The 22,262-nt window shown below is 46.5% G+C and carries 24 protein-coding genes; 8 read left to right on the top strand and 16 right to left on the bottom strand.

Annotated elements, in window-relative coordinates:
- Positions 1-238: transposase (locus L1D55_RS01465; protein ID WP_239916214.1), on the top strand; the 238-nt coding region annotated here is incomplete at its 5' end.
- A 67-nt stretch (positions 239-305) separates the two neighbouring features.
- Here the strand turns inward: L1D55_RS01465 and L1D55_RS01460 are convergent.
- From L1D55_RS01460 to L1D55_RS01430, 7 genes are read right to left on the bottom strand one after another with little or no spacing between them, the layout of a single operon-like run.
- Positions 306-1,214: a sulfite exporter TauE/SafE family protein gene (locus L1D55_RS01460; RefSeq protein WP_239916212.1), complete on the bottom strand. Its 909-nt coding sequence runs from the start codon at positions 1,212-1,214 to the stop codon at positions 306-308.
- A 24-nt stretch (positions 1,215-1,238) separates the two neighbouring features.
- Positions 1,239-2,006: an SDR family oxidoreductase gene (locus L1D55_RS01455; RefSeq protein ID WP_045419544.1), complete on the bottom strand. Its 768-nt coding sequence runs from the start codon at positions 2,004-2,006 to the stop codon at positions 1,239-1,241.
- A 55-nt stretch (positions 2,007-2,061) separates the two neighbouring features.
- The gene (locus L1D55_RS01450; RefSeq protein ID WP_239916209.1) at positions 2,062-2,931 is read right to left on the bottom strand and encodes an NAD(P)-dependent oxidoreductase; all 870 of its coding nucleotides are present in this window, start codon (positions 2,929-2,931) and stop codon (positions 2,062-2,064) included.
- Between the two features lies 1 nt (position 2,932).
- Positions 2,933-3,808, bottom strand: a complete 876-nt coding sequence (locus L1D55_RS01445; protein ID WP_239916207.1) for an SMP-30/gluconolactonase/LRE family protein — start codon at positions 3,806-3,808, stop codon at positions 2,933-2,935.
- Entirely contained in the window at positions 3,801-4,697 is an 897-nt protein-coding gene (locus tag L1D55_RS01440; protein WP_105058668.1) for an aldose 1-epimerase, read from the bottom strand. The genes L1D55_RS01445 and L1D55_RS01440 overlap by 8 nt, the downstream gene beginning before the upstream one ends.
- Positions 4,697-5,488, bottom strand: coding sequence for an aldolase/citrate lyase family protein (locus L1D55_RS01435; protein WP_020197708.1), 792 nt, complete (start codon positions 5,486-5,488; stop codon positions 4,697-4,699). The genes L1D55_RS01440 and L1D55_RS01435 overlap by 1 nt, the downstream gene beginning before the upstream one ends.
- Positions 5,489-5,498: 10 nt before the next feature.
- Complete coding sequence (locus L1D55_RS01430) at positions 5,499-7,250, bottom strand: IlvD/Edd family dehydratase (RefSeq protein WP_045419559.1); 1,752 nt, start codon at positions 7,248-7,250, stop codon at positions 5,499-5,501.
- 215 nt (positions 7,251-7,465) lie between these two features.
- Here L1D55_RS01430 and L1D55_RS01425 point away from each other — a divergent pair, with 215 nt between their 5' ends.
- Positions 7,466-9,196, top strand: coding sequence for a solute:sodium symporter family transporter (locus L1D55_RS01425; protein ID WP_239916205.1), 1,731 nt, complete (start codon positions 7,466-7,468; stop codon positions 9,194-9,196).
- Positions 9,168-10,196 carry a LacI family DNA-binding transcriptional regulator gene (locus L1D55_RS01420; RefSeq protein ID WP_128163191.1) on the top strand — a complete coding sequence of 343 codons (1,029 nt, stop codon included), beginning with the start codon at positions 9,168-9,170 and terminating at the stop codon, positions 10,194-10,196. Before L1D55_RS01425 ends, L1D55_RS01420 begins: the two co-directional genes overlap by 29 nt.
- Positions 10,197-10,257: 61 nt before the next feature.
- On the opposite strand, the gene L1D55_RS01415 is transcribed toward L1D55_RS01420, so the two are convergent.
- Genes L1D55_RS01415 through L1D55_RS01395 form a run of 5 tightly spaced genes read right to left on the bottom strand, consistent with a single transcriptional unit; the run spans position 10,258 to position 14,092 of the window.
- Positions 10,258-11,097: a class III extradiol dioxygenase family protein gene (locus L1D55_RS01415; RefSeq protein ID WP_239916203.1), complete on the bottom strand. Its 840-nt coding sequence runs from the start codon at positions 11,095-11,097 to the stop codon at positions 10,258-10,260.
- 2 nt (positions 11,098-11,099) lie between these two features.
- Positions 11,100-11,450 carry a protocatechuate 4,5-dioxygenase subunit alpha gene (locus L1D55_RS01410; RefSeq protein ID WP_105058664.1) on the bottom strand — a complete coding sequence of 117 codons (351 nt, stop codon included), beginning with the start codon at positions 11,448-11,450 and terminating at the stop codon, positions 11,100-11,102.
- A 1-nt stretch (position 11,451) separates the two neighbouring features.
- Positions 11,452-12,330 carry an amidohydrolase family protein gene (locus tag L1D55_RS01405; RefSeq protein ID WP_105058663.1) on the bottom strand — a complete coding sequence of 293 codons (879 nt, stop codon included), beginning with the start codon at positions 12,328-12,330 and terminating at the stop codon, positions 11,452-11,454.
- A 27-nt stretch (positions 12,331-12,357) separates the two neighbouring features.
- Positions 12,358-13,422: a 4-oxalomesaconate tautomerase gene (locus tag L1D55_RS01400; RefSeq protein WP_239916201.1), complete on the bottom strand. Its 1,065-nt coding sequence runs from the start codon at positions 13,420-13,422 to the stop codon at positions 12,358-12,360.
- A complete protein-coding gene (locus tag L1D55_RS01395; RefSeq protein WP_239916199.1) occupies positions 13,415-14,092 on the bottom strand; it encodes a 4-carboxy-4-hydroxy-2-oxoadipate aldolase/oxaloacetate decarboxylase in 678 nt (225 codons plus the stop codon). The genes L1D55_RS01400 and L1D55_RS01395 overlap by 8 nt, the downstream gene beginning before the upstream one ends.
- Before the next feature lie 283 nt (positions 14,093-14,375).
- On the opposite strand from L1D55_RS01395, the gene L1D55_RS01390 reads away from it, so the two are divergent.
- On the top strand, positions 14,376-15,215 hold the full coding sequence (locus L1D55_RS01390) for a saccharopine dehydrogenase NADP-binding domain-containing protein (protein ID WP_239916197.1): 840 nt from the start codon (positions 14,376-14,378) through the stop codon (positions 15,213-15,215).
- Between the two features lie 13 nt (positions 15,216-15,228).
- Entirely contained in the window at positions 15,229-15,672 is a 444-nt protein-coding gene (aroQ, locus tag L1D55_RS01385; RefSeq protein WP_008216825.1) for a type II 3-dehydroquinate dehydratase, read from the top strand.
- A gap of 156 nt (positions 15,673-15,828) precedes the next feature.
- Here the strand turns inward: aroQ and L1D55_RS01380 are convergent, their stop codons facing one another.
- The 3 genes from L1D55_RS01380 to L1D55_RS01370 form a co-directional block, all read right to left on the bottom strand.
- On the bottom strand, positions 15,829-16,296 hold the full coding sequence (locus L1D55_RS01380; protein WP_239916195.1) for an OsmC family protein: 468 nt from the start codon (positions 16,294-16,296) through the stop codon (positions 15,829-15,831).
- Positions 16,297-16,305: 9 nt separating this feature from the next.
- On the bottom strand, positions 16,306-16,698 hold the full coding sequence (locus L1D55_RS01375) for a GFA family protein (protein WP_152470055.1): 393 nt from the start codon (positions 16,696-16,698) through the stop codon (positions 16,306-16,308).
- A gap of 100 nt (positions 16,699-16,798) precedes the next feature.
- Positions 16,799-17,731 (bottom strand): LysR family transcriptional regulator, encoded by a 933-nt coding sequence (locus tag L1D55_RS01370; RefSeq protein WP_239916194.1) that lies wholly within the window; start codon positions 17,729-17,731, stop codon positions 16,799-16,801.
- Positions 17,732-17,855: 124 nt separating this feature from the next.
- Between L1D55_RS01370 and L1D55_RS01365 the strand changes: the two genes are divergently transcribed.
- From L1D55_RS01365 to L1D55_RS01355, 3 genes are all read left to right on the top strand, one after another.
- Positions 17,856-18,539, top strand: a complete 684-nt coding sequence (locus tag L1D55_RS01365) for an SDR family oxidoreductase (protein ID WP_239916192.1) — start codon at positions 17,856-17,858, stop codon at positions 18,537-18,539.
- Positions 18,540-18,624: 85 nt separating this feature from the next.
- Positions 18,625-19,818 carry an MFS transporter gene (locus L1D55_RS01360; RefSeq protein ID WP_239916190.1) on the top strand — a complete coding sequence of 398 codons (1,194 nt, stop codon included), beginning with the start codon at positions 18,625-18,627 and terminating at the stop codon, positions 19,816-19,818.
- A gap of 73 nt (positions 19,819-19,891) precedes the next feature.
- Complete coding sequence (locus tag L1D55_RS01355; protein WP_239916188.1) at positions 19,892-20,980, top strand: alkene reductase; 1,089 nt, start codon at positions 19,892-19,894, stop codon at positions 20,978-20,980.
- Positions 20,981-21,277: 297 nt separating this feature from the next.
- Here L1D55_RS01355 and rlmJ read toward each other — a convergent pair whose 3' ends face one another.
- Positions 21,278-22,144 carry a 23S rRNA (adenine(2030)-N(6))-methyltransferase RlmJ gene (gene rlmJ, locus L1D55_RS01350; RefSeq protein ID WP_239916186.1) on the bottom strand — a complete coding sequence of 289 codons (867 nt, stop codon included), beginning with the start codon at positions 22,142-22,144 and terminating at the stop codon, positions 21,278-21,280.
- Positions 22,145-22,262: the final 118 nt, after the last annotated feature.

Below are 22,262 nucleotides of genomic sequence, written 5' to 3'. Positions count from 1 at the left end.
GGAGGTATGGTGGGCACAAGTGCAAGAAAGTGGAATTAAGCCATTGAAAGAGTTCGCACGAAAACTGAGGCCTTATCTTCACGGTATTATTGGATCGGCAAGTTATCCGCTCAACACCTGCACATTGGAAGGGATAAACAACAAAATAAAGTTAATCAAGCGAATGGGGTATGGGTATCGAGATACAGACTACTTCTTCTTGAAGATAAAAGCGGCTTTCCCCGGAAAGCCGCGATGAACCAAAAAAAAGCCCTATAACGATGAAACGTTATAGGGCTTTTTCATTCAACGATAGAAAGAGTCAGTTATGCTGTTGCTGTTTCCGCAGCTGCTTTCGCTTTTTCTTCTTCATCCGCTTTACGGATAGCCGCTACTTTCTTACCGAAAGCAAGTTGGCAGATAGCAAGCGCACCAAATGCAACACCTAGACAAAGAGCAGCAGGTAAGTCAGCAGCACCTTTAATTAGCATTGCACCTGAAGCAATCAGTAGTACAAATACCATTAGGCGGAACACAGATGTTGGAATGCGTTTATGAACGTACTGACCAACAACAGAACCAAGAATCATAGTCGGGATAGCGAACATTACTAGCTTCACTGTATCGACAGTCAGAATACCGCTTGTTGCCAAACCACCAATGATTGTTAGGTTGTTTGCAGTAAAGAACGCGTTCAGTGTGCCACGGAAAGCCGCAGGACCAAGGTTACGAAGCATACCGTAGATAACAACCGGTGGACCATTCGTAGAGAACGCCGCACCTAACGCACCCGCTACTGCACCCATTGGCGCTGCAATCCAGTTTTTATCGTAAACCGGTAGGCGTGGAACAAATAGGCTGTAGAAAGAGTACACGATTAGGAAAATACCTAGGCCCATTTTCATGATGCTGTCTGGTAGGTAAGACAGTGCGTAGATACCTACTGGTACACCTAAGATAGAGAAACCAATCAGAACCATTGCTGATTTCCAGTCAGTCTCTTTACGAGATAACCATGTCGCGTATAGCGCTGTTGCGGTACCAACCATAACGGACATCGGTGCCGCCATTTTTACTGGTAAAAGCATTGATACCAAAGGCATCGTCGTTAGGCCGCCACCAAAGCCCGCACAAATGCCGACAAAGGTGTACATGAACATAAGACCTACAACAGTGATTACCGTTGTACCACTTAGTGCATCTCCATCTGGAGTTGTTAAATCAAAAAATGACATTGCTAAAAATCCATTTAATTATAATTAGTTAAGAGTTAGACCTGCATCCACTACGAAGTCTTGGCCAGTACAACCACAAGATTCATCCGAACCAAGGAACAGCGCTAGTCGAGCACAGTGAGTGCCATCTAAGCGGAATTTAAGCGCTTGAAGTTCTACGAATTGGTTTACTGCTGATGGGTCTAGTTTTGCCCACATTGCGTCTTGCTTAGGTGTGCGGATTGCACCTGGAACAAGGCTGTTCACACGAATACCACGCTCACCTAGTTCTTGAGCTAGAGTACGAGTGAAACCGTGGATAGCCGCTTTAGACAGTGAGTAACACACACGACCTGGGCGGCCACGCATCCAGTTGATTGAACCCATGTTGATGATTGAGCCCGCACCTTTTTCTGTCATGCCATCAATAACGCTTTGAATCGCAAACAACTGGTGACGTAGGTTCATGTTGATGCGGTTGTCGAAGTATTCTTCTGTTAGATCATCGATAGTATGGTGATCATCAGAACCAGCGTTGTTCACTAGGATATCAACCGTACCGTAGTGCTTAGACACTTCTTGGAAACAGTTTTGAAGCAGTTCAGTGTTGGTCACATCACAGAACAGGAATAGGCAACCAAGTTCTTCAGCCAGTTTCTCACCTGCTTCTTTGTCGTAATCTAGGAAAGCAACTTTAGAGCCTTGGCTTACAAAGCTGCGTACCAGCTCTTCACCGATACCACTTGCACCACCCGTAATTACAGCAACTTTACCTTCAAGAGATGCGTATTTTACATTTTCTGCGTAATTCATTTTCTTTTGCCTCGATTGGAAATTACCTCCAGCCGATAGCCGGAGGTCAAATTAGTTATGCTTTTGAATTTTGTTGAACAACTTTGTAAGTTGCACAGAAGTCTTCACCGCCGATACCCGCTTCTAGGCCTTGGTCATAAACAGACTTCACAACCTCTGCGCCTGGTAGCGTCAGGCCTGACTCTTCCATCATTGATTTCATGATGTGAACGTCTTTTGCCATGTTCTCTAGAGAAAACGCAGTGGTGTAATCTTGTTTAGCGACAGCAGGAAGCTTGCCTGTCATGTAAAAGTTCGACGCACCACCGTAAGAACATGCAGTACCAAAGTCGTCTTTTTCGATGCCGTAGTGCTCAGCGGCTGCAACCATTTCGTTCATCGCGTTTTGAATGCCACCAACTAGGTTGTTGTGAAGGATTTTCATCACAAGACCACGGCCATTGTCACCAAGGTGGATTTGGTTTGAACCCATCATTGCCAAGATGTGCTCTACTTTTTCGTATGCAGCTTTGTCACCACCGATGTAGATACCTAAGTCCGCAGCGATGGCTGCCGGTACTGATTTAACGACTGGTGCATCTAGCATGATTGCGCCTGTTTCAGCCACTTGCTTCGAGACTTCGATAGACACGCTTGGGTCGATAGTCGACATGTCGATGGTAATATGGCGCTCAGACAGTTCTGGGATAAGCTCTTTGTAAACGGCTTGTACGTGAACTGACTTCGGTACCATTGAGATGATAACGTCGGCTTTTTTCGCAACTTCTGCGATGCTGTCTGCTGCTGTTGCGCCAGCGTCCACGAGCTTAGCGACTTGCTCTTTATTTAGATCGTAAACAAAAACTTTACCTTCGTGTTTTTGAACGATGTTCTTTGACATCGCTTCACCCATAAGACCTAGGCCAATAAATCCAATAGTTTGCATATTATTCGTTCTCTAAAAATGTTGGTTTGACCATACCGGCCACGTTGGTTCTCATTGTGAAGATCGCACCGGAAAGCGGGCGCTCTTCAAGTTCTTCCTGTTCCATGTTTTCACGAGTAGTTGTAATGAAGAGTGTCTTCATATCGTCACCACCAAAGCAGACCATGGTTGGGCAGCGCACTGGCAGTGGGTACTCTTCAAGGATATCGCCTTCAGGGCTGATTCTTGCGATACGGTGACCATCAAACAGTGCCGTCCAGTAACAACCTTCCACATCAACTGCCGCACCGTCAGGACGACCATTGCCTTGAGGGAAAGTCTTAAACACTTCACGCATTCCCAGCTCACCGTCCGCCAGTAGAGGGGTTCGGTACATCACATGGTTAGGAGTGTCAGTGGTGTACATCCACTTTTTGTCAGGGCTGAATGCAAGGCCGTTAGCGCCAAGAATGTCGCACTGCACAACCTTTGGTGTAAGCGATGCATCAATACGCATCAACATTGCACCGTTGAACGTCCTTGGGCCCCAGTAAGTGCCCGCATAGAAGCGGCCATCTTGGTCAACACCGCCGTCATTGAAACGCGCAACAAACGGATTGTTTGGGTTTTCACATACTTGCTTTTCGATCTTGCCGCTGTCATCAGTAAGGAAGATGCCTGTGCGCATAGCTGCAATGAAGCCGCCTTTTTCACGCAGAGCAAAACAACCCACTTCTTCATCGAAGTTCAGTACAGTGTGAGCTTTGCTCTCAGGGCAGAAACGATGGATCTCGTGTTCTAAAATGTCTGTCCAAAGTAGAGTTTGGGTCTTGGCATCCCAAGTTGGACATTCAGGTAAATGCCCGATGTAATCGAATAAGACTTCTGGATTACTCATAGTCTGAAACCTTAATAATCATTGTCATTGATACGGACTGACCAGCATCGACTAGCTTCATTGCTTGGTCACTTTCACCACTGGTGAGGTCATTAATTGCGTTGTTCACATTCGTTACTGGCTCGATAGCAACGAAGTTTTTCTCAGTTCCTGGCACGAACACAATCACATTGCTTGCATCCGGAGAACTCATTTCCGCTCTGATACCTTGTTCAGGCCAAATCACATTGGCGTGACCATCCCAACCTGAGAAACAGTTGTCGACTGACTCTGGTTGAGGGCGTCGTAAAGTACTGAAATCCCACTCTTTAGGCACATCAACAGTGGCACATGGCAAGGTGTTTTCATCGTTGAGTAATACCTTGTCTGCGTTAAGTTGAATCAAGCTTCGATCGGCATTGGCAAAGTAAGGGTGGAAACCAAGGCCAACAGGCACAGTGCGCTCTGCTAGATTGAAATATTTCAGTGTCACTCTCAGCTCATTTTCAAGCAGTTCAAACGTTTGAGTTGCTTGATAAGGCCAAGGCCAGTGGTGGTACTCTTCCAAATCAGCTTGGTGTAAAAACTTGAGGACACACCCTGTCGCAGACTCTTCTGCGACTACCCATTCGCCTTTCCAAGCGTTCCCATGAATGGAATGTGGGTGGTCCCCAAAGTTTTTAATTAGCTCATAACGCTCACCACCAAACTCAAATTTACCCAGCCCGATTCGGTTGGAGTAAGGCACAAGAGGAAAACTGCCCGACTGATTCACAATCACATCATCTTGATTGGGTAACGGTCTTAAAATATCGATACCTCGATAGGTTAAGCCTGCGATTGCACCGCCAAGTTGTGGAGCGACTTTAAGTACAAGTTCGCCTTGAGTTTTAGTGACGACATTAAGCATTAGTAAACCTCACCGCCTGATACTGTGATTTCTTCACCGCGGATAGCTGCTAGCTGCTCTTTTGCACGAGCCATTAGGTAGCTCATATCAGAACCAAGTGCGACGAATGAGAAGCCCATTTCTTGGTATTTGTTCGCCAATTCAGGTGTACCGCCAACGATCCCGCAAGGTAAGCCCAGTGTTTTCGCTTTATCTAGACCTTGTGCGATTTTTGCTTGTACCTCAGGGTGAGACGGGTTACCCGTATGACCCATTGCCGCAGACATATCGCCAGGGCCGATGAAGAAGCCAGTAACACCTTCAACCGCTGCAATCTCTTCCATATTGTCGATCGCCTCTGGTGTTTCCATCTGTAAAATGAAGCATAGCTCTTCGTTTGCTTCACGTAGGAAATCAGAGTTTGAACCGTACATAGAAGCGCGGTGAACAGCTGCAAAACCACGTTTACCTAGTGGTGGGTAGTAAGCCGCTTCTACTGCCGCTTTTGCTTCTTCTGCTGTGTTAATGAATGGCACCATTAGTGAGTTTGCACCACCATCAAGAGCACGCTTAATCAACACCACGTCATTCCACGCTAGGCGGTAAAGCGGTACTGTTTTGTTTGATGCGTTGCGAACAGCACGGTCAATGCGGACTGCATCGAGTGAATCTACTGGCACGTGCTCTTGGTCAAGAACCAAGAAGTCAAAGCCCACTGTCGCCATCGCTTCAGCAACGGTATCGCTGCCAGTCATCATCCAAGTACCAAGCTGTACGTCACCAGCTTCAATTGCGTTTTTAAATTTGTTCATTGTTTATACCTTAGTGAATTGGTGGTTCTGGAACGTCGCTGCCCGCTTGAAGGAAATCGAAATCACACCCTTCGTCTGCTTGAGTTACGTGTTGCTGGTATAGCGCAGCGTACGAACGCTCGAATGTTTTGTGTGTTGGCTTCAGGTTCTCACGGCGATTTGCTAGCTCTTCTTCAGACACCAGCATGTTCAGTGTGCCTGCTTCAATATCGAGCTCGATGATGTCGTCAGTTTTCACCAATGCGAGTGGACCACCTACTGCTGATTCTGGCGCAACGTGTAAGATACAAGTGCCGTAGTGTGTGCCTGACATGCGTGCATCGGTAATTCGAACCATGTCAGTGACGCCTTCTTTAAGAAGTTTCTTAGGAATTGGAAGGTTGCCCCATTCCGGCATACCCGGTGCACCAACTGGCCCTGCGTTTCTTAGGATGATGACTGTATCTTTAGTCACATCTAAGTCTGGTTGATCGATGGTGTCTGATAAATCTTGATGATTATCGAATACCAGTGCACGACCACGGTGCTTACGCAGTTCAGGCAGTGCCGCTGAAGATTTCATTACCGCACCGTTCGGGCATAAGTTACCTTTAAGAACAGATAGTGCGCAGCCTTGAGAGAGTGGCACTACTGGGTTTTCTAGGTCACGGATTACGTTGTCATCGTAACAATCAGCGTGTTCTAACCAGCTACTCATTGGCGTGTTGAGCACACCCGTTACGTCAAGGTGTAAGAATTGACTGATTTTCTTCAGTTGAGCCATTAGGCCGCCAGCAAAGAAAAACTCTTCCATAAGCTGATCACCCGATGGGAATAAGTTCGCAAGTACAGGTACTTTACGAGCAATTTCTTCCATATCATCAAGCGTGATCTTAATTTTCGCTCGGTTAGCCATCGCAATCAGGTGAATGGCTGCGTTTGTTGAGCCACCTACAGCCATGTAAGCAACGATGCCGTTCAGGAAGTTTTCACGAGTTAGCCAAGAAGACGGTTTATGGTCATACCAAACCATGTCGACAATCGTTTTACCGCACTGCGCAGCCATTTGTGTATGGCGAGAATCTGCAGCAGGAATAGAAGAAGCACCTGGAATCATAAAGCCGATTGCATCAGCAATAGAAGTCATCGTTGATGCAGTACCCATAGTGTTACAAGTACCGATAGAACGGGTCATGGCACCCTCTAACTCAACCCAATCGTGCTGAGTAATCGCGCCTAAACGAAGTTGGTCCCAGTATTTCTTAGTGTGAGTGCCTGCGCCTGTTGTTGTGCCACGCCATTTGCCTGAAGACATAGGTCCTGCTGGGCAAAATAGCATCGGAATATCCATTGAAATTGCGCCCATTAATAGAGCAGGTGTCGATTTATCACAGCCACCCATCAAAATTGCACCATCAATTGGGTGCTGACGCAGTAGTTCTTCTGCTTCCATAGCAAGGAAATTGCGGTATAACATCGTCGTTGGTTTGACCAGTACTTCACCTACCGAAAGCGCAGGGAGTTCTACTGGGTAACCGCCTGATGCCCATACTGCTCGTTTTACTGCTTCTGCACGCTCTCTTAAGTGAGAGTGGCAAGGGCTTAGGTCACTCCACGTATTGATAATGCCAATAACGGGTTTACCCATGAACTCTTCGCGATTCAGGCCCATTTGCTGGCTGCGTTGACGATGAGCAAACGCTCGAATCGTATCTGGTGCGTACCAACGTTGGCTTCGTAGTTCCGAAATATCGCGTTTCTTCAAATTCGCTGTATTAAACATATTTTCCAACTTGTTATTCGTATCTCTTGGGGTGAACTTTATTTTCGTAGCGCTACGATCGCAACGCCGAAAAAACAATAATGAGATCTCTATCAAGAAACATAGCATACGAATTAACTTTTATTGTTTTAAGTCAACTTTACGTAAGAAACAGGGTGAGACGCCCAAAAAATGTAGGTATTTTCCACGTAAACGCTATCAAATTGGTACTTTTAATGAGTCAGTCACTTTTTATTACATTTAGCTTTTTGCTCTTTACAGTAATTGTAGCGCTATATTCTTATCGAAAAACGAAGGGAATTAGTGAAGAGGGTGTGTCCGGTTTTTTCTTAGCTGGCAGGGGGTTATCCGCCTACTTCATTGTGGGTTCACTGTTGTTGTCTAATTTATCTGCCGAGCAACTGATTGGGCTAAATGGCAACGCATATCGATTTGATATCAGTGGTATGGCTTGGGAGAGTACAGCCGCCATTGCGACTATCATCATGGCGTTGTTCTTTCTTCCTAGGTACTTGAAGCGAGGGCTAACAACGATTCCTGAATTTTTGGAAGAACGCTTTGACGCCCACACCCGCCGTATGATCAGCATGATGTGTCTGATTGGCTACGTCATTATGGCCAACCCGGTGAGTCTTTATCTCGGCTCAATCACCATTGAGAAAATGTTTCACATACAAGAGATGGTCAATATCGATTACTTCTGGGTAATCGCCGGGTTGTCATTGGCTATGGGTGCTGTAGGTGGGCTATATGCCGCAATTGGCGGGCTAAAAGCAGTGGCAATTTCAGATACGATTAACGGAGTTCTGTTACTACTCGCCTCTCTGCTTATTCCTGTTTTGGGTTTAATGATGCTAGGGGATGGCAGTGCGCTAACTGGAATAGAAGAACTAATAAAGAGTAACCCAGAACAACTCAACGCCATTGGTGACGCAGATAGCAGCGTCCCATTCTCAACCATCTTTACTGGCATGATTGCGGCGAACTTATTCTACTGGTGTACCAACCAGATGATCATTCAGCGTACCCTTGGTGCTAAGTCTCTTTCTGAAGGTCAAAAAGGCGTGTTATTCGCAGGCTCTATCAAACTGATTGTGCCTATCGTTATGGTACTGCCAGGGCTCATCGCTTTTAAGATTTACGGTGATACTCTAGAACTGCCTGACTTAGCATACCCAACGCTGGTGAAGCTGATTCTTCCTTGGTGGTTAACGGGTCTATTTGCTGCAGCCTTGTTTGGTACGGTGATCAGCCACTTTAATAGTATTGTGAACGCAAGTGCGACCTTGTTTGCACTCGATTTCTACAGCCCACTAATGAAGTGTAATGATGAGAAGAAACTGGTTAGAGTCGGTAAAATGACGTCACTGGGTTTTGCGCTAATCTCTATTATTATCTCTCCGTTACTATTGGAGTTCCCAAGCGGTATCTTTGATCTGCTGCGTCGATTCACTGGCTTCTATAATATTCCGGTTATTGCGATTGTATTGGTTGGCTTTTTAACGACTAAGGTGCCAGCGAAAGCAGCGAAGTTTATCCTACCTTTCCATATCGTTGTTTACAGTGCTTACAACTTTATCTTCAAAGATGCTATTACCGTTCACTACATCCACCTAATGGGGATATTGTTCGTACTGGAAATCTCGATTATGTTGCTGATCGGCCATTTCTCACCAAGTCATGCTTATGTCGAGAAAATGAGCAAACCTCAGATTCCTATGGCGAAGTGGCGTTATGCCGAAGCTTATAGTGTATTTATGGTCGCGGCATTAGTTCTCATTTATGTTACGCTATCGCCACTTGGTATTGCTAACCCTAACGGGGTACCAGTAACCTACCCATATTTGGTTGCCGCTATCGTTTTTGGCGCGACTGTGATTATTGTTAAACTCGTTAAGTCTTCAGGTTTACGTCCTTATGCGAAAAAAAGCCACTCAAACTGTTAAGATTGATGACGTTGCGCTTCACGCGAGCGTCTCACCATCTACGGTTTCTCTCTATATCAGAAAGCCTGAAAAGGTCTCTAAGAAAACTGGCGATAAGATTCAAAAATCAATTGATGAGCTTGGCTATGTTTACAACAAGATCGCGAGTCAGTTTACCGGCAGCAAGAGCAAAAGCATTTCTGTCATTGTTCCATCCATTGCCAATGAAGTGATCAGTGACATTCTGCAGCAGTTAGAGGAATTAGTTAGCCCAAAAGGCTTCCAACTAAAAATAGCATCCCATGATCACAACTTAGATAAAGAAGAAGAGCAGGTTCGCTCAATGCTTGAGTGGTCACCTTCGATTCTAATCATCACAGGTCAAGAGCATACTGATGCGACCAACAAGATGCTTAAAGGAAGCTCTGCGACTGTCATTCAGCTACTCGATTTAGGTGGTGATACCGATATTAGAGTCGGACTTGAGCACGAAAAATCTGGCTTTGATACAACCCAATATCTTATTGATTCAGGTTGTAAAAAAATCGCTTATTTTTCAACGCGCTATAAAGATGACATACGTGCTCAAAAGCGATATATCGGATACTGCGAAGCGCTTCGTAATGCAGAGCAACAAGAACCTGTGCTTATTGATATCCCTTACACGCGAAATTCTTACGAAGATACGCGACGCCATCTCTCGCAAGCCTTAGCAAACCATCGGGGCATTGATGGGATTGTTGCTACCAATGATGCGATAGGTATCGGCGTCATCTTAGAAGCAACACAAAGAGGTATCGCCATCCCAGAGCAACTCAGTGTGATTGGCTTTGGTGATTTCTCAATAAGCTCATGTTTGACTCCAATCAGCCTATCCAGTGTGAATCTTAATAGTCAAATCATCGCTGAAGAGCTGGCTAACTTAGCTTTCGAAAGCTTTCACGATGAGAACTTTGTACCAAGAGTGGTCGACACGGGCTATAGCATTGTCCCACGAGATTCAACAAAGCTAATCTGCTAATAATAAAAAGCCCCAGAGCATGACACTCTGGGGCTTTTTAAACATTTGACGGTTAATGTAATCAGCGGTTTTCTATCAACATGGTGCCAGCGCCGGTATTCGACACGGGGGCGTGATAGCTGCTTTTCAGCACGTTAAGCTCGCCAGTCAATGCACCACGCATACCAAGCCACATAATGAATTCCGCACCTTGCGCACCGCCCAGCTCTACTAGGTCGTAAATCGAAAGTTTAGTCAGCTCTTCTGGGTTGTCGATCAGCTTCTTCATGCAGTAAAGGTCGAACTCTTTATTGATAAAACCAGCACGCTCACCGTCTAGCTGGTGAGAAAGACCACCAGTGCCAAGTACAACAACCTTCAAGTCTTTATCGTAGCTTTCTACTGCCTTACCAATCGCTTTACCTAGATCGTAACAACGTTTAGGTGATGGCATTGGGTGCTGTTCTACGTTGATACATACCGGAATCACCTTCATGTGACCGTAGCTGAAGTTTGGCCACATCAGCTGCATTGGTACAGTTAGACCGTGGTCAACTTTCATCTCTTGGCAGATGGTAATATCAAACTCGTTCTCAACCAGTTCGTTACAGATGTGCCACGACAGCTCTGGGTCACCGTTGATTTCTGGAATAGTTGGAATACCCCAGCCTTCATCGGCATTCTTATAACTTGGCGCGGCACCAATGGCGAAGGTCGGTTTCTTATCTAAGAAGAACTCTAGGCCGTGATCGTTATAAAAAACGACTGCTACATCTGGTTGAACTTCATCTAGCCAGTGGTGAATCGGTGGATACGCATCAAACAGAGGCTTCCAGTATTCAGTTTGTTGTAGATTGTTCTCAATTGCTTTACCAATTGAAGGAATGTGGGAAGTGGTAATTCCGCCAACGATCTTTGCCATAACTATTTCCCTGCCTCTACTAACATCTGTTTAAATTCTTCAACTGTCATACCCGTTTGCATTGCACCAATGTCTTGCATGTTGAGTCCCAACATACCGACGAATTTGGCAAGGTAATAGATACTGCCACCTTCTGCGATCAACCCTAGAACATCACGCTCCTTGATTGCCGTCTTTTGAGCTTCCGTCAGGCCATACTTGTCGCAGTAAGCCATTTCATCAGCTGAAAACGCATCACGCCCCGCTTGTTCGTTAAGTGAATGACACATCTTGTTCAAGCCATAGCCTTTACGCGCCATCGCGCCATCAAACATGGTTGTGCCGGGGATCGGCTTGTTATTTAGGTAAGTCATGTTACACGCTCTCCGGCCAGTAAAGTTTCATTGGGTTAGTAACAAGTAGTGCTTGCTGCTGCTCAACAGTAGTGGCAATTTGTGGAATCACATCCACTAAGTGGCCATCGTCTGGAGTGTGTGACTTCATGTTTGGATGTGGCCAGTCGGTACCCCAAAGTACGCGGTTTGGAAACAGATCAACCAAGGTTTTTGCAAACGGCACCACATCGGAGTAATCCGGTGGCGTTTGAGTCAAACGCTCTGGGCAACTCACTTTGCACCAGATATCTGGGTTACGCTCCATCAGCGAAATAAACTTGCCGAACTCTTGGCTATCAACACCTTTTGTCACGTCAGGACGACCCATATGGTCAATCACTACCGTCATGTTAAGCTCTTCTAAAAACGGCGTCACATCATCGATATCTTGCGCTTCAAAGTAGACCACAACATGCCAGCCTAATGGGCGGATCTTCTCAGCTATCGCTTTAAGTTTTTCAGTTGGTACTGTATCAACCAAGCGCTTCACAAAGTTAAAACGAACACCGCGAACGCCAGCTTTGTCCATCGCTTGCAGCTCTTCGTCAGTGACAGTTTCGTCAACGAATGCAATGCCACGAGCTAACTCACCAGCGGTCTCTAGCGCATCAACAAGCGCGCGGTTATCGGTACTGTGGCAAGAAGCTTGAACAATCACATTACGGCTAAAGCCTAAGTGATCACGCAGGGCAAAAAGCTGCTCTTTTGACGCGTCGCACGGGGTGTACTTACGCGCCGGAGAGTAAGGGAATTTAGCCGCAGGACCAAAAACGTGACAGTGGCTATCCACTGCGCCTTCTGGCACCACAAACTTCGGCTTGCTTGGATTTGGGTGGAACGGTAGGTAATCAGCGTCCATGTTTCTTCCTTGTTATTTTCAGCAGGCTTACAGTCCAAATACGGTGCCATCGAACAGCTTTCTTGCTGTGCGAAGGATCGCGGCGGACTTCACTTGATTTTGTTCAACGTCTAGCACCACGCTCATCTTTCCGATTGGGTGTTCAACATCGATATGTATTTGTTTTTCTATTTTGACTTCAGCAAGTTGCTTTGCTGGGGCGTCATTCAAGATGCAGGCACTCGCGACACTCACTGCGCCCAATACACCAATCGACGCATGGCAGCGATGGGGGATAAAAGTTCGCGTTGAAATACCACCACCATATTGAGGTGCGCTCACCAGTGTCATTTTCGGCACGCTTAGCTCACGAACATCACCGAGATTCATCATTGGCCCAGCTTGCAGGCGTATCGACTCCAGACGTTGCTTAAGTTCTGCGTTGTCGTCCAATTGCTCGCGAGACTCGTCACCAGTTAGGCCAAAATCTTGCGCTCTTAGCACCACGACAGGCATACCGTTATCAATCAGAGTTACGCTCACGCCATCAATCACGTCGACTTCGTTCCCCGTTGGCAATAAAGCACCACAGGTAGAGCCAGCCGTATCTTCAAAGCAGACCGCTAGCGGAGCCGCTGTATTAGGGACTCCATCAATATGGCAGTCACCAGCATAAGTCACTTGCTTGTTTGGGGTTTGCACAGTAACCGTTGCTACCTGCTGCGTGTTTTCCATGAAGATGCGAACAGAGGTTTGACCCTCTTGTGCTTCTACTAGTCCACGTTCAATCGCAAACGGTGCAACACCCGCTAAAATATTGCCACAGTTTTGCTTGCCACTAATAAGCTTTTGGTCAACAAATACCTGTTGAAATAGGTAGTCAACGTCGACGCCTTCACGTTTTGACGATTCCACTATCGCCACCTTCGAAGTGAGTGGGTCTGCGCCGCCAATACCGTCGATCTGTCTTGGGTCCGGGGTACCCATCATCGATAACAAAAACTGCTCACATGCTTGCTCGCTCTCTGGTAAGTCCTTGCGCAGGAAATAGGCTCCCTTTGATGTACCAGATCGCATCCACATGCATGGTGCACTGAAGGGATGGCTAGACATATTTCAGCCCTTTCTCTTCTAGACGGCCACGCATTTGATAGATGTCCAGACCCAACTCGCCGTTCGCTAATCGAACACGCTTTGCTTCTTCACGTTCCATGCGCGCTAATGATTCATGCAGAACCTCTTCCGCCTCCTCGCGACGCACAACTACAACGCCGTCTTCATCCGCAACCATCACATCACCTGGGTAGACCAGAGCGCCGGCACAATTCATTGGCACGTTCACTGAACCCAATGTCTCCTTGATGGTACCTTCACTGAAGATCGCCTTAGACCATACTGGGAAATTCATTTCACGCAGGTCACAAGTGTCACGTACGCCACCTTCGATGATAAGGCCGACCACACCGCGCGCTTGCGCCGATGTCGCTAGCAAGTCACCAAAGAAGCCGTGATTAGAAGGGGAAGTCGGTGCGAATACTAAGAAGTCACCCGCTTTTGCTTGCTCGATCGCTACGTGCATCATCCAGTTATCACCCGCTGCACCTGAGATGGTCAATGCAGAACCTGCAACCGCGTCGCCTTGGAAAATTGGGCGCATGTAGTGAGCCAATAAGCCTTTACGTCCCTGAGCTTCATGAATGGTAGCCACACCACATTGACGCAGGCCTTCAATAAGCTCTTTGTCTGCGCGCTGAATATTTTGTACTACGACGTTGTTCTGCATTTGTGTTCCCTCTTAATCCATTTCGGCAGGTGAATCCCTTCAAAGGTGGTTACTGCTCGCTGATGTATTCACTATAAAGAGGTGGTGACAAAGGCGATATTTCAATTATTTCGCAAGGTATAAGATTTTGAGATAGGGAGTGCAATTACACCAGTTACCGCTTAGGTGCTGCGCCCTGCGTTATCGGCAATCTTCAAAAATTGAATGGGTGTTAGGAAAAAACAATTATCGCGATAAAGAGGGTTTTGCTAGCGTAGTGACAAATAACGATAAGGAGTGAATCATGATTCAATGTCGACTCATAGGGCAGAACATACAACGTTCTCAATCGCCAGATTTTCACAACACCCTTGCTGAAAAGCTTAATATTGAACTGCACTACCAACTCGAAGAGCTGACCACGAACAGCGCAGAAGCACTCCACCAGCACACTACTGACTTGTTCGACAACGAGATTGATTCAGCTAACGTTACCTACCCCTACAAAGAACAAATACTATCGGTCGCCGATCAGCTCGCGCCTTGTGCCAAGCGAGTCGGTGCAGCTAACACGCTGGTTAAACGTGACCAACAGGTCATCGCTTACAACACAGACTACAGTGGCTTTATCGCTGCATTTAACCAATTTGCTCAGCACAAGCCGGGCAACGTGGTAGTGCTTGGTTGTGGTGGCGTCGGCAAAGCAATCTGCTTTTCACTGGCCGATCTCGGTGCGACAGAGATCGCAATATATGACCGGGATCTAACAAAAATGAATAGCCTAGCGAAGCTACTTGCGGCTGAGAATATAGATACCGTATGTTTGAATGAAACGACGCTAGAAACAGCGGTACAAAAAGCAGAAGGTGTCCTCAATTGCACGCCCATCGGTCACTATCAAACACCCGGTTGCCCAATTGAAGCCTCTTGGTTGCAGGATCAGGCTTGGTGTTTTGATGCCGTATACACACCGCGAGAGACAGAGTTTCTAAAAGCCGCACAGCAGAAATCGATCAATACGTTGAGTGGCTTTGAACTCTTTTTCCATCAAGCACATGACGCGTTCACCCTGTTCACTGGTGCCCAAGTTTCAACTCAACAACTCAATACTTTTAAGCAAACACAGCTTGCGAATTTACGTTAAGGACAATGACTCAATGAAAAAAATCTTAATACTCAACGGACCAAACCTGAACCTACTTGGCACACGTGAGCCTGCACAATACGGCTACGAAACACTGGCTGACGTAGAAGAAAACTGCCGCAAAGTCGCAGCGGAGTACGGTTATGACGCTGAGTGTTTTCAAAGCAATACTGAAGGCAGCCTAATTGATGCCATCCACAAAGCTGGGCGTGAGTTTACTCAAGGTGAATGCGCTGGCGTTGTGTTTAACCCAGGTGCTTACACGCATACGTCGATTGCTCTTCACGATGCGATCAAAGGGGTTGAGGTACCAGTGGTTGAAGTACACATCTCTAACGTGCATGCACGCGAAGCTTTCCGCCATCACTCGTACATCTCACCTGTCGCTGCAGGCACCATAATAGGTATGGGCACAAAAGGCTACAAATTAGCTTTGGATTTTTTGTTAGATAAGTAATCAAACTGAATACGTTGAGAGGTGCTTTGAAGAAGCCGCTGTAAGCAGATCGGCTTGAGCAACGCCCTATCAATCGCAGTCTCAGTCCAAAGTAAGGGAGCATCGCTAAGTTGCTCCCTTAATTGATCTTGAGTACAACTGAAAACATAATGTGGGTTACGAGTCGATCTCTACCGTGATCTCGGTTTTTACAGAGTTGGCAATGAAGCAGTTACTGTGCGCCAGGTGATGCAACTTTTCGAGCTGTTTATCCGTTGGGCGCTTATCACCAACAAACTGGATTTGAGGTCTAAGCGTCACATGGCTAACCCAAGCTCGCCCTGCTTTATCTTCTTCAAGAACGCCTATCGCATCATCAACGTAAGACTCAATCACGTACTTTTGTTTAGCAGCAATGCCCAAAAACGTCAGCATATGACAACTGGCAATCGCGGCAATAAAGGCTTCTTCGGGATCAACATTTTCAGCCACCGAAAGTGGCAATGGCACCACATGAGGCGATGACGAGGCGGGTACAATAACGCCACCGTCGAACTCCCATGTATGCCCGCGACTGTATTGGTTATCGCTAAATACCTCATCGTCACCTTTCTGCCAGCGAATCAGGGCACCATAATCAGACATGTTTTCTCCTTAGCGATCCGCAGGATGGTTTACACCATCGTTAGTCACCACATCACCGATATCGAAAGGGTTCACCCCTTCCAAACAACCAATATTGAACCCATATTCATTTGGGCTAGAGCGACGTTGATGGTGGGTATAGATACCGCAGTTCGAACAGAAGTAGTGCTTCGCGGTGTTGGTATTGAATTGATATAACTTGAGATGCTCTGCACCTTTGAGGATCTTGATACCATCCAAGGCTACCGAGCCCACTATCGCCCCTTTACGACGACAAATAGAGCAATCGCAGCGACGCGGCTTTTCGATGCCGTTAGGTAGGCTGAGCTCTAACTCCACCGCACCACAATGACAGGTCGCTTTATGGAATGGTTTGATCACCGTATTGCCAACTATTTTCATTGTTCTCTCCAGTAACATCCATGTATTGCTCACATCATAACCAGTTCAGCCAGTTCTGTCCGCAGCCTCGTTTTCAGTTCGAGAGTTTTGTCATATCGCGTTAATTAATTGATTTATCTGTCAAACGGCCAAAATTATCGATTAGGAAATCCAAAAATAGTCGAATTCGCTTAGGTTGATACTTCTTGCTGATGTACACCACATTCAAGTCTGCGCTTGATACAGAGGTCGAAGTATTGAAGTTTTTCATATAGCCGTTGAGCAGCGTGACAAGGCGTTGGTTATTGATGTCATCTTGCACATCCAGCACGGATTTGAGCGCAATACCCTCGCCTTTTAATGCCCAGTAGCGAATCACTTCGCCATCGTCTGAGAATCGCTTTGGCACAACGGTAATCGACTTCTTCATATCGTGATCTTGAAAGTGCCAAGTCTTGAGCTCTTCATTGCTGCGCAGCATTGCTAAGCAATCATGGTCTGCTAAATCTTGAGGTGTTAATGGCGTTCCATGCTTGGCAAGATATTCAGGAGAAGCACACAACACACGTCGGCTCGGGGATAAACGTCTTGATATCAAGCTGCTGTCAACTAACTCTCCGTAGCGAATCACCACATCCATGCCCGACTCTGCAATATTCGACAGGTTATCGTTCAAATACAGGTAAGGGATCACGTCAGGATATTGCTGACAGAACTCAGAGAGAATCGGAAGAATGTATTGCTTACCGATGTCTTTCGGTGCGGCGATCTTTAAAGGGCCTTTAACCTCTTTGACGCCATTTTGAATCAGGTTTTCGGCTTCGCTAACGTTATCCAATATCTCTAGACACGCCTTGTGATATAGCTCGCCAGAGTCAGTCAAAGACACATGTCGAGTACTTCGATTCAACAGCTTCACGCCATATCGCTCTTCCAGTGCCTGCAACCTTGCCGTCATGGTCGCTGGTGATAAGCCTAGCTCACGCCCTGCTGCAGCCAGCCCTTGGTGCTTCACGATACTGACGAACATCGCCATGTCTGAAAACTTATCCATGCTATTTCTTCCTCGCCACACTGTTCACCTAAACCGAATAATGAATTCACATTTTAGCCAATTATCAAAATTAATCGAATAAATATAATGACAACTATCAGCAGAACACGCAGGAATTCAGAACATGAACAACGTATTAACGAACCAAGAAAGAAGCACTTTCGTCATCATTGGTGGCACATCAGGCATCGGTAAAGCATTAGCGATGCAATTGAGAAACGAAGACAACACAGTACACATTGCTAGTCGACACACAGGCGTTGATATCAGTAATGAAAAGTCGATTTGCGAATACTTCGAATCGATTGGTCCCTTCGATCATTTGGTGGTCACGGCTGGCTCATCTGCTCCCGCAGGAAAGGTGACCGACGTTGCTCTTAAAGACGCAAAAACGGCATTTGATACCAAATTTTGGGGCAGCCTAAACGTCGCCAAGCATGCGGCACGTTACATCAAACCCAACGGTTCTATCACGCTCACCACAGGCATGTTGTCACGCAAAGTAGTCTCAGGCACTTACGTAAAAACCGCCATCAACGCCGCACTAGAGAGTGTGACTAAAGTGCTTGCAAAAGAACTTGCGCCTATTCGAGTGAACGCCGTCAGCCCAGGCTTAACCATGACCGAAGCCTACAAGAATATGGACGACTCATCTCGTAACACCATGTACGACAACGCCAAGAAGAACTTACCTGTTGGCAAAGTCGGTGATGCTTCAGAGGCCGCCATGGGCTATCTGTTCGCGATTAAAAACTCATATGTGACTGGCTCAATTATCGACATCGATGGCGGCGCGCTGCTCGGCTAAAACACCTCGCAAAGACACAAAGAACAATCGTTAGGACGTGTACCTAAGCGTCCTAACAAACCAGAATTTACATAGGCAGATCATCATGAAAAAAGAACAGATCCCATTCCAAGTTTGGATACTGACACTCGCTGCATTTGCAATCGGCACCGCTGAGTTTGTTATCGCAGGCATTCTTCCACAAATTGCCACATCCCTTTCGATCACAGAAGGCCAAGCAGGTTATCTAATCAGTGCTTATGCGTTAGCTATAGTTATCGGCGGGCCGATCTTAACTATCTATCTTGCACGCTTTAATAAGAAGATGGTTTTGATTGGATTAATGGCGCTATTCATTATTGGTAATGTCTTGTCAGCCCTAGCGCCTAACTATCCATTACTGCTCGCTAGCCGTGTGATTGCTGGCTTAGTTCAAGGTCCTTTCTATGGCATAGGTGCGGTTGTCGCGACCAACCTAGTGTCGGAAAAAATGGCAGGCCGCGCGGTTGGTCAAATGTTCGCAGGCTTAACGCTGGCAAACGTTCTTGGCGTTCCCGCTGGTACATGGATTAGCTTGCAGTTCGGTTGGCACACCACCTTCTTTACCGTAGCTGCACTTGGCACCATCGCGATGATTTCTATCCTAACGTCAATCAAATCAAGCGGTCATAGCGAAGCGAAAGACATCAAGACTCAACTAATGGCATTTAAAAATCCAATGCTGCTTATCAGCTTGGCGATCACCGCTTTTGCTTGGTCTGGGTTTATGACGCTTTACGGCTACCTTGCGCCTATTGCCATGCACATCACGGGTTACAGTCAAGACTCAGTCACTTGGATCTTAGTGATTGTCGGTGTGGGCTTAATCATAGGTAACACATTGGGCGGCCGCTCTTCAGATAAAGATTTAGGCAAAGCTTCCATGTTTTGGGCAATCGCGATGATCGCTTCACTGGTTGTGGTGGGCCTAGTGGTAGACAACAAAATCCTATTCGTTGCAGCTGCATTTGTCTTTGGTATTGCATCATTTGCGAACGTTCCTGCCATGCAACTTCGAGTAATGAACCACGGTGGTGAAGGACAAGAACTTGCTGCTACAGCCAACATTTCAGCCTTTAACCTAGCGAATGCCTTCGGTGGTTTCCTTGGTGGCATGGTACTCGACAGCCAGTTAGGTGCAGGCATGATTCCATTCGCAGCCATTGTTGTTCCTGTAATTGGCTTGCTACTTATCGCTAAAGCCAACCGAGCTGATAAGCCACAAAGCAACTCTATTTTCAGCCCAGCGGAAAGCAAGTAATCCGCTCTATAACCCGAATACAAAACTAAAAACATTGAATTAAAAAGTACTGAATTAAAACAAGGTAGATACCATGAACAAATTATTCGAAACATCAGAGCTCAAAGGTCTAGCACTTCAAAACCGTGTCGTTATGGCACCCATGACACGCGCTCGTACTAGCCAACCTGGAAACGTGCCAAACGACATGATGGCGACCTATTACCAACAACGTGCTAACGCTGGGCTTATCATCACTGAAGCGACGCAGATCTCTGACGACTCTCAAGGCTACTCATTCACTCCCGGCGTTTATACCGATGCACAAATTGAAGGTTGGAAGTCAGTAACCAAAGCAGCCAAAGAACAAGGCGCAGCAATATTCTGTCAGCTCTGGCATGTCGGCCGCGTGTCTCACCCTACCTTTCAAAAGGGAGAACTACCAATTGCTCCGTCAGCTTTGGCTCCAATAGAAACTCAGGTGTGGATTGCTGATGAGAATGGCAACGGCAATACGGTGGATTGCATCCAACCAAGAGAGATGACTCAAGCAGACATCGATCGAGTGGTTCAAGATTTTGCGAATGCAGCAAAGAAAGCTATCAAGGCAGGCTTTAATGGCGTCGAGATCCACGGTGGCAATGGCTACCTGATTGACCAGTTCCTAAGAACCAACTCAAACAAGCGCAACGACAACTATGGTGGAAGCCGTGAGAACAGACTTCGCTTCCTGATTGAAGTGGTTGATGCTGTGATTGCAGAGATAGGTGCCGATAAAGTTGGCGTGCGTTTGGCGCCATTCATCACCTTCAAAGACATGAACTGCCCAGACATAGTGCCAACAATTTTGGAGGCTTCGAAAGCAATGCAAGCTCGTGATATCGCTTATTTGCACCTGTCAGAAGCTGATTGGGATGATGCGCCGGTTATCCCTGAAAGCTTCCGAGTCGAACTAAGAGAGTTGTTCTCTAACACCATCATCGTCGCTGGCAGCTACACACCACAACGCGCCGAAGAAGTGCTAAGCAAAGGCTACGCGGATCTCGTCGCATTTGGTCGCCCATTCGTAGCAAATCCAGATCTTGTATCACGCCTACAAAACGGCAGCGAGCTAGCACAACTCGATGGTGCGACCCTATTCGGCGGCAACGAAAAAGGCTATATCGATTATCCTGCGTTGTAGTGGATTTTGAAGTGATAGTGCTGCCTTAAGTTTTCCTTCAGGCAAAAGAAAGGCTCGCGTGACTAGTGCGAGCCTAATGCAGTTTAGGGGGTAAACCACAATCTGATATTAATTTGGGCTAATTATTTAACTTATGAGCCATTATGCACTTGCGCGCACTGATATTCCATTTTTAAATGATTCACGGCAATTAATCAATCGATAAAAGTTAGCGTTTGGTCAATTTAAACCACATAAATAACAGTGATTTAGTGAACTGCGTCTACTAATTCATCAGAAGGCCCATACCAATCAGATTTATAGACTTTTCATTTGCCAATAGCCTTCACCATTGGTTGCAAGCTGACTATGCAAATAATCAAGCGTGTCAGCAACCGTCCCTGCAATGCCTTGTGGTGGGTTAAATAACAGCAAGCCACTACCAATAAGGCGGTCATCTCCTTTCGGATCACGCAATCGTAATTCCGACTTTATCGGACTTGGCAGCAAGCCATCTGTCACCGCTGTCACACAGTGGTCCAATATTAGAGAACTTCGATCATCGGTGTATAACGGATACCAAATTAATGCAGATACTCTCTCTGACTGTTGATAGGCCTTAACCAAAGCATCAATCACCGCGAGATATTCGGAATCCGTTTCGTAAGGTGGGTCGATCACAATCAGGTGGTGGCTATCATGTTTCGCGACATCGTCAGGCAGTGCTTTAAGCCCATCGCCCGCACTAATGGTCAGCTTGCTAGAGACATCCAGATCGCCTTGCAACTTCTCAATATTGGTTTGCAGTAAATCGGCTTCATCTTGCTGAATATCGGAAAAATAAAAGCTATCTTGGCTACGACCTTGTTGATAGGTGATCGCCGCCGAGCCGGGATACAACGTGATAAGTTGATTCGGATTGTAGTATTCCAGCACCGACATAAAAGATGCGAATGACTCAGGAAGGTAGGCCTTGTTTCGCCAAAGGTACCCAACCCCTTCTGCAAATTCGCCTGCGTGATTACTTGGTGCTGTGGTTAGGTCATAACACCCTGTACCTGAGTGAGTGTCGATAACATTGAGGCGCGAATGCTGCTGCATTAATGACTGAACCAGAGCACTTAATACAGGGTGCTTCAGTGCATCACCGTGGTCGCCTACGTGACATTGATGTCGATATTCCATTCCCTTGCCTCATTTCTACTAACGTCATATAAACATACTTCATATCATTAGTGCTTGCCTGCTCAACCCGTCGTTTTTTGAAATAGGCTCTCTTTTCTCTAACTAATTGACTCTTAAA

Source organism: Vibrio sp. Isolate22 (genome assembly GCF_022398115.1).
GTDB lineage: Bacteria > Pseudomonadota > Gammaproteobacteria > Enterobacterales > Vibrionaceae > Vibrio.
This window is presented reverse-complemented; position numbering and strand designations above follow the sequence as displayed.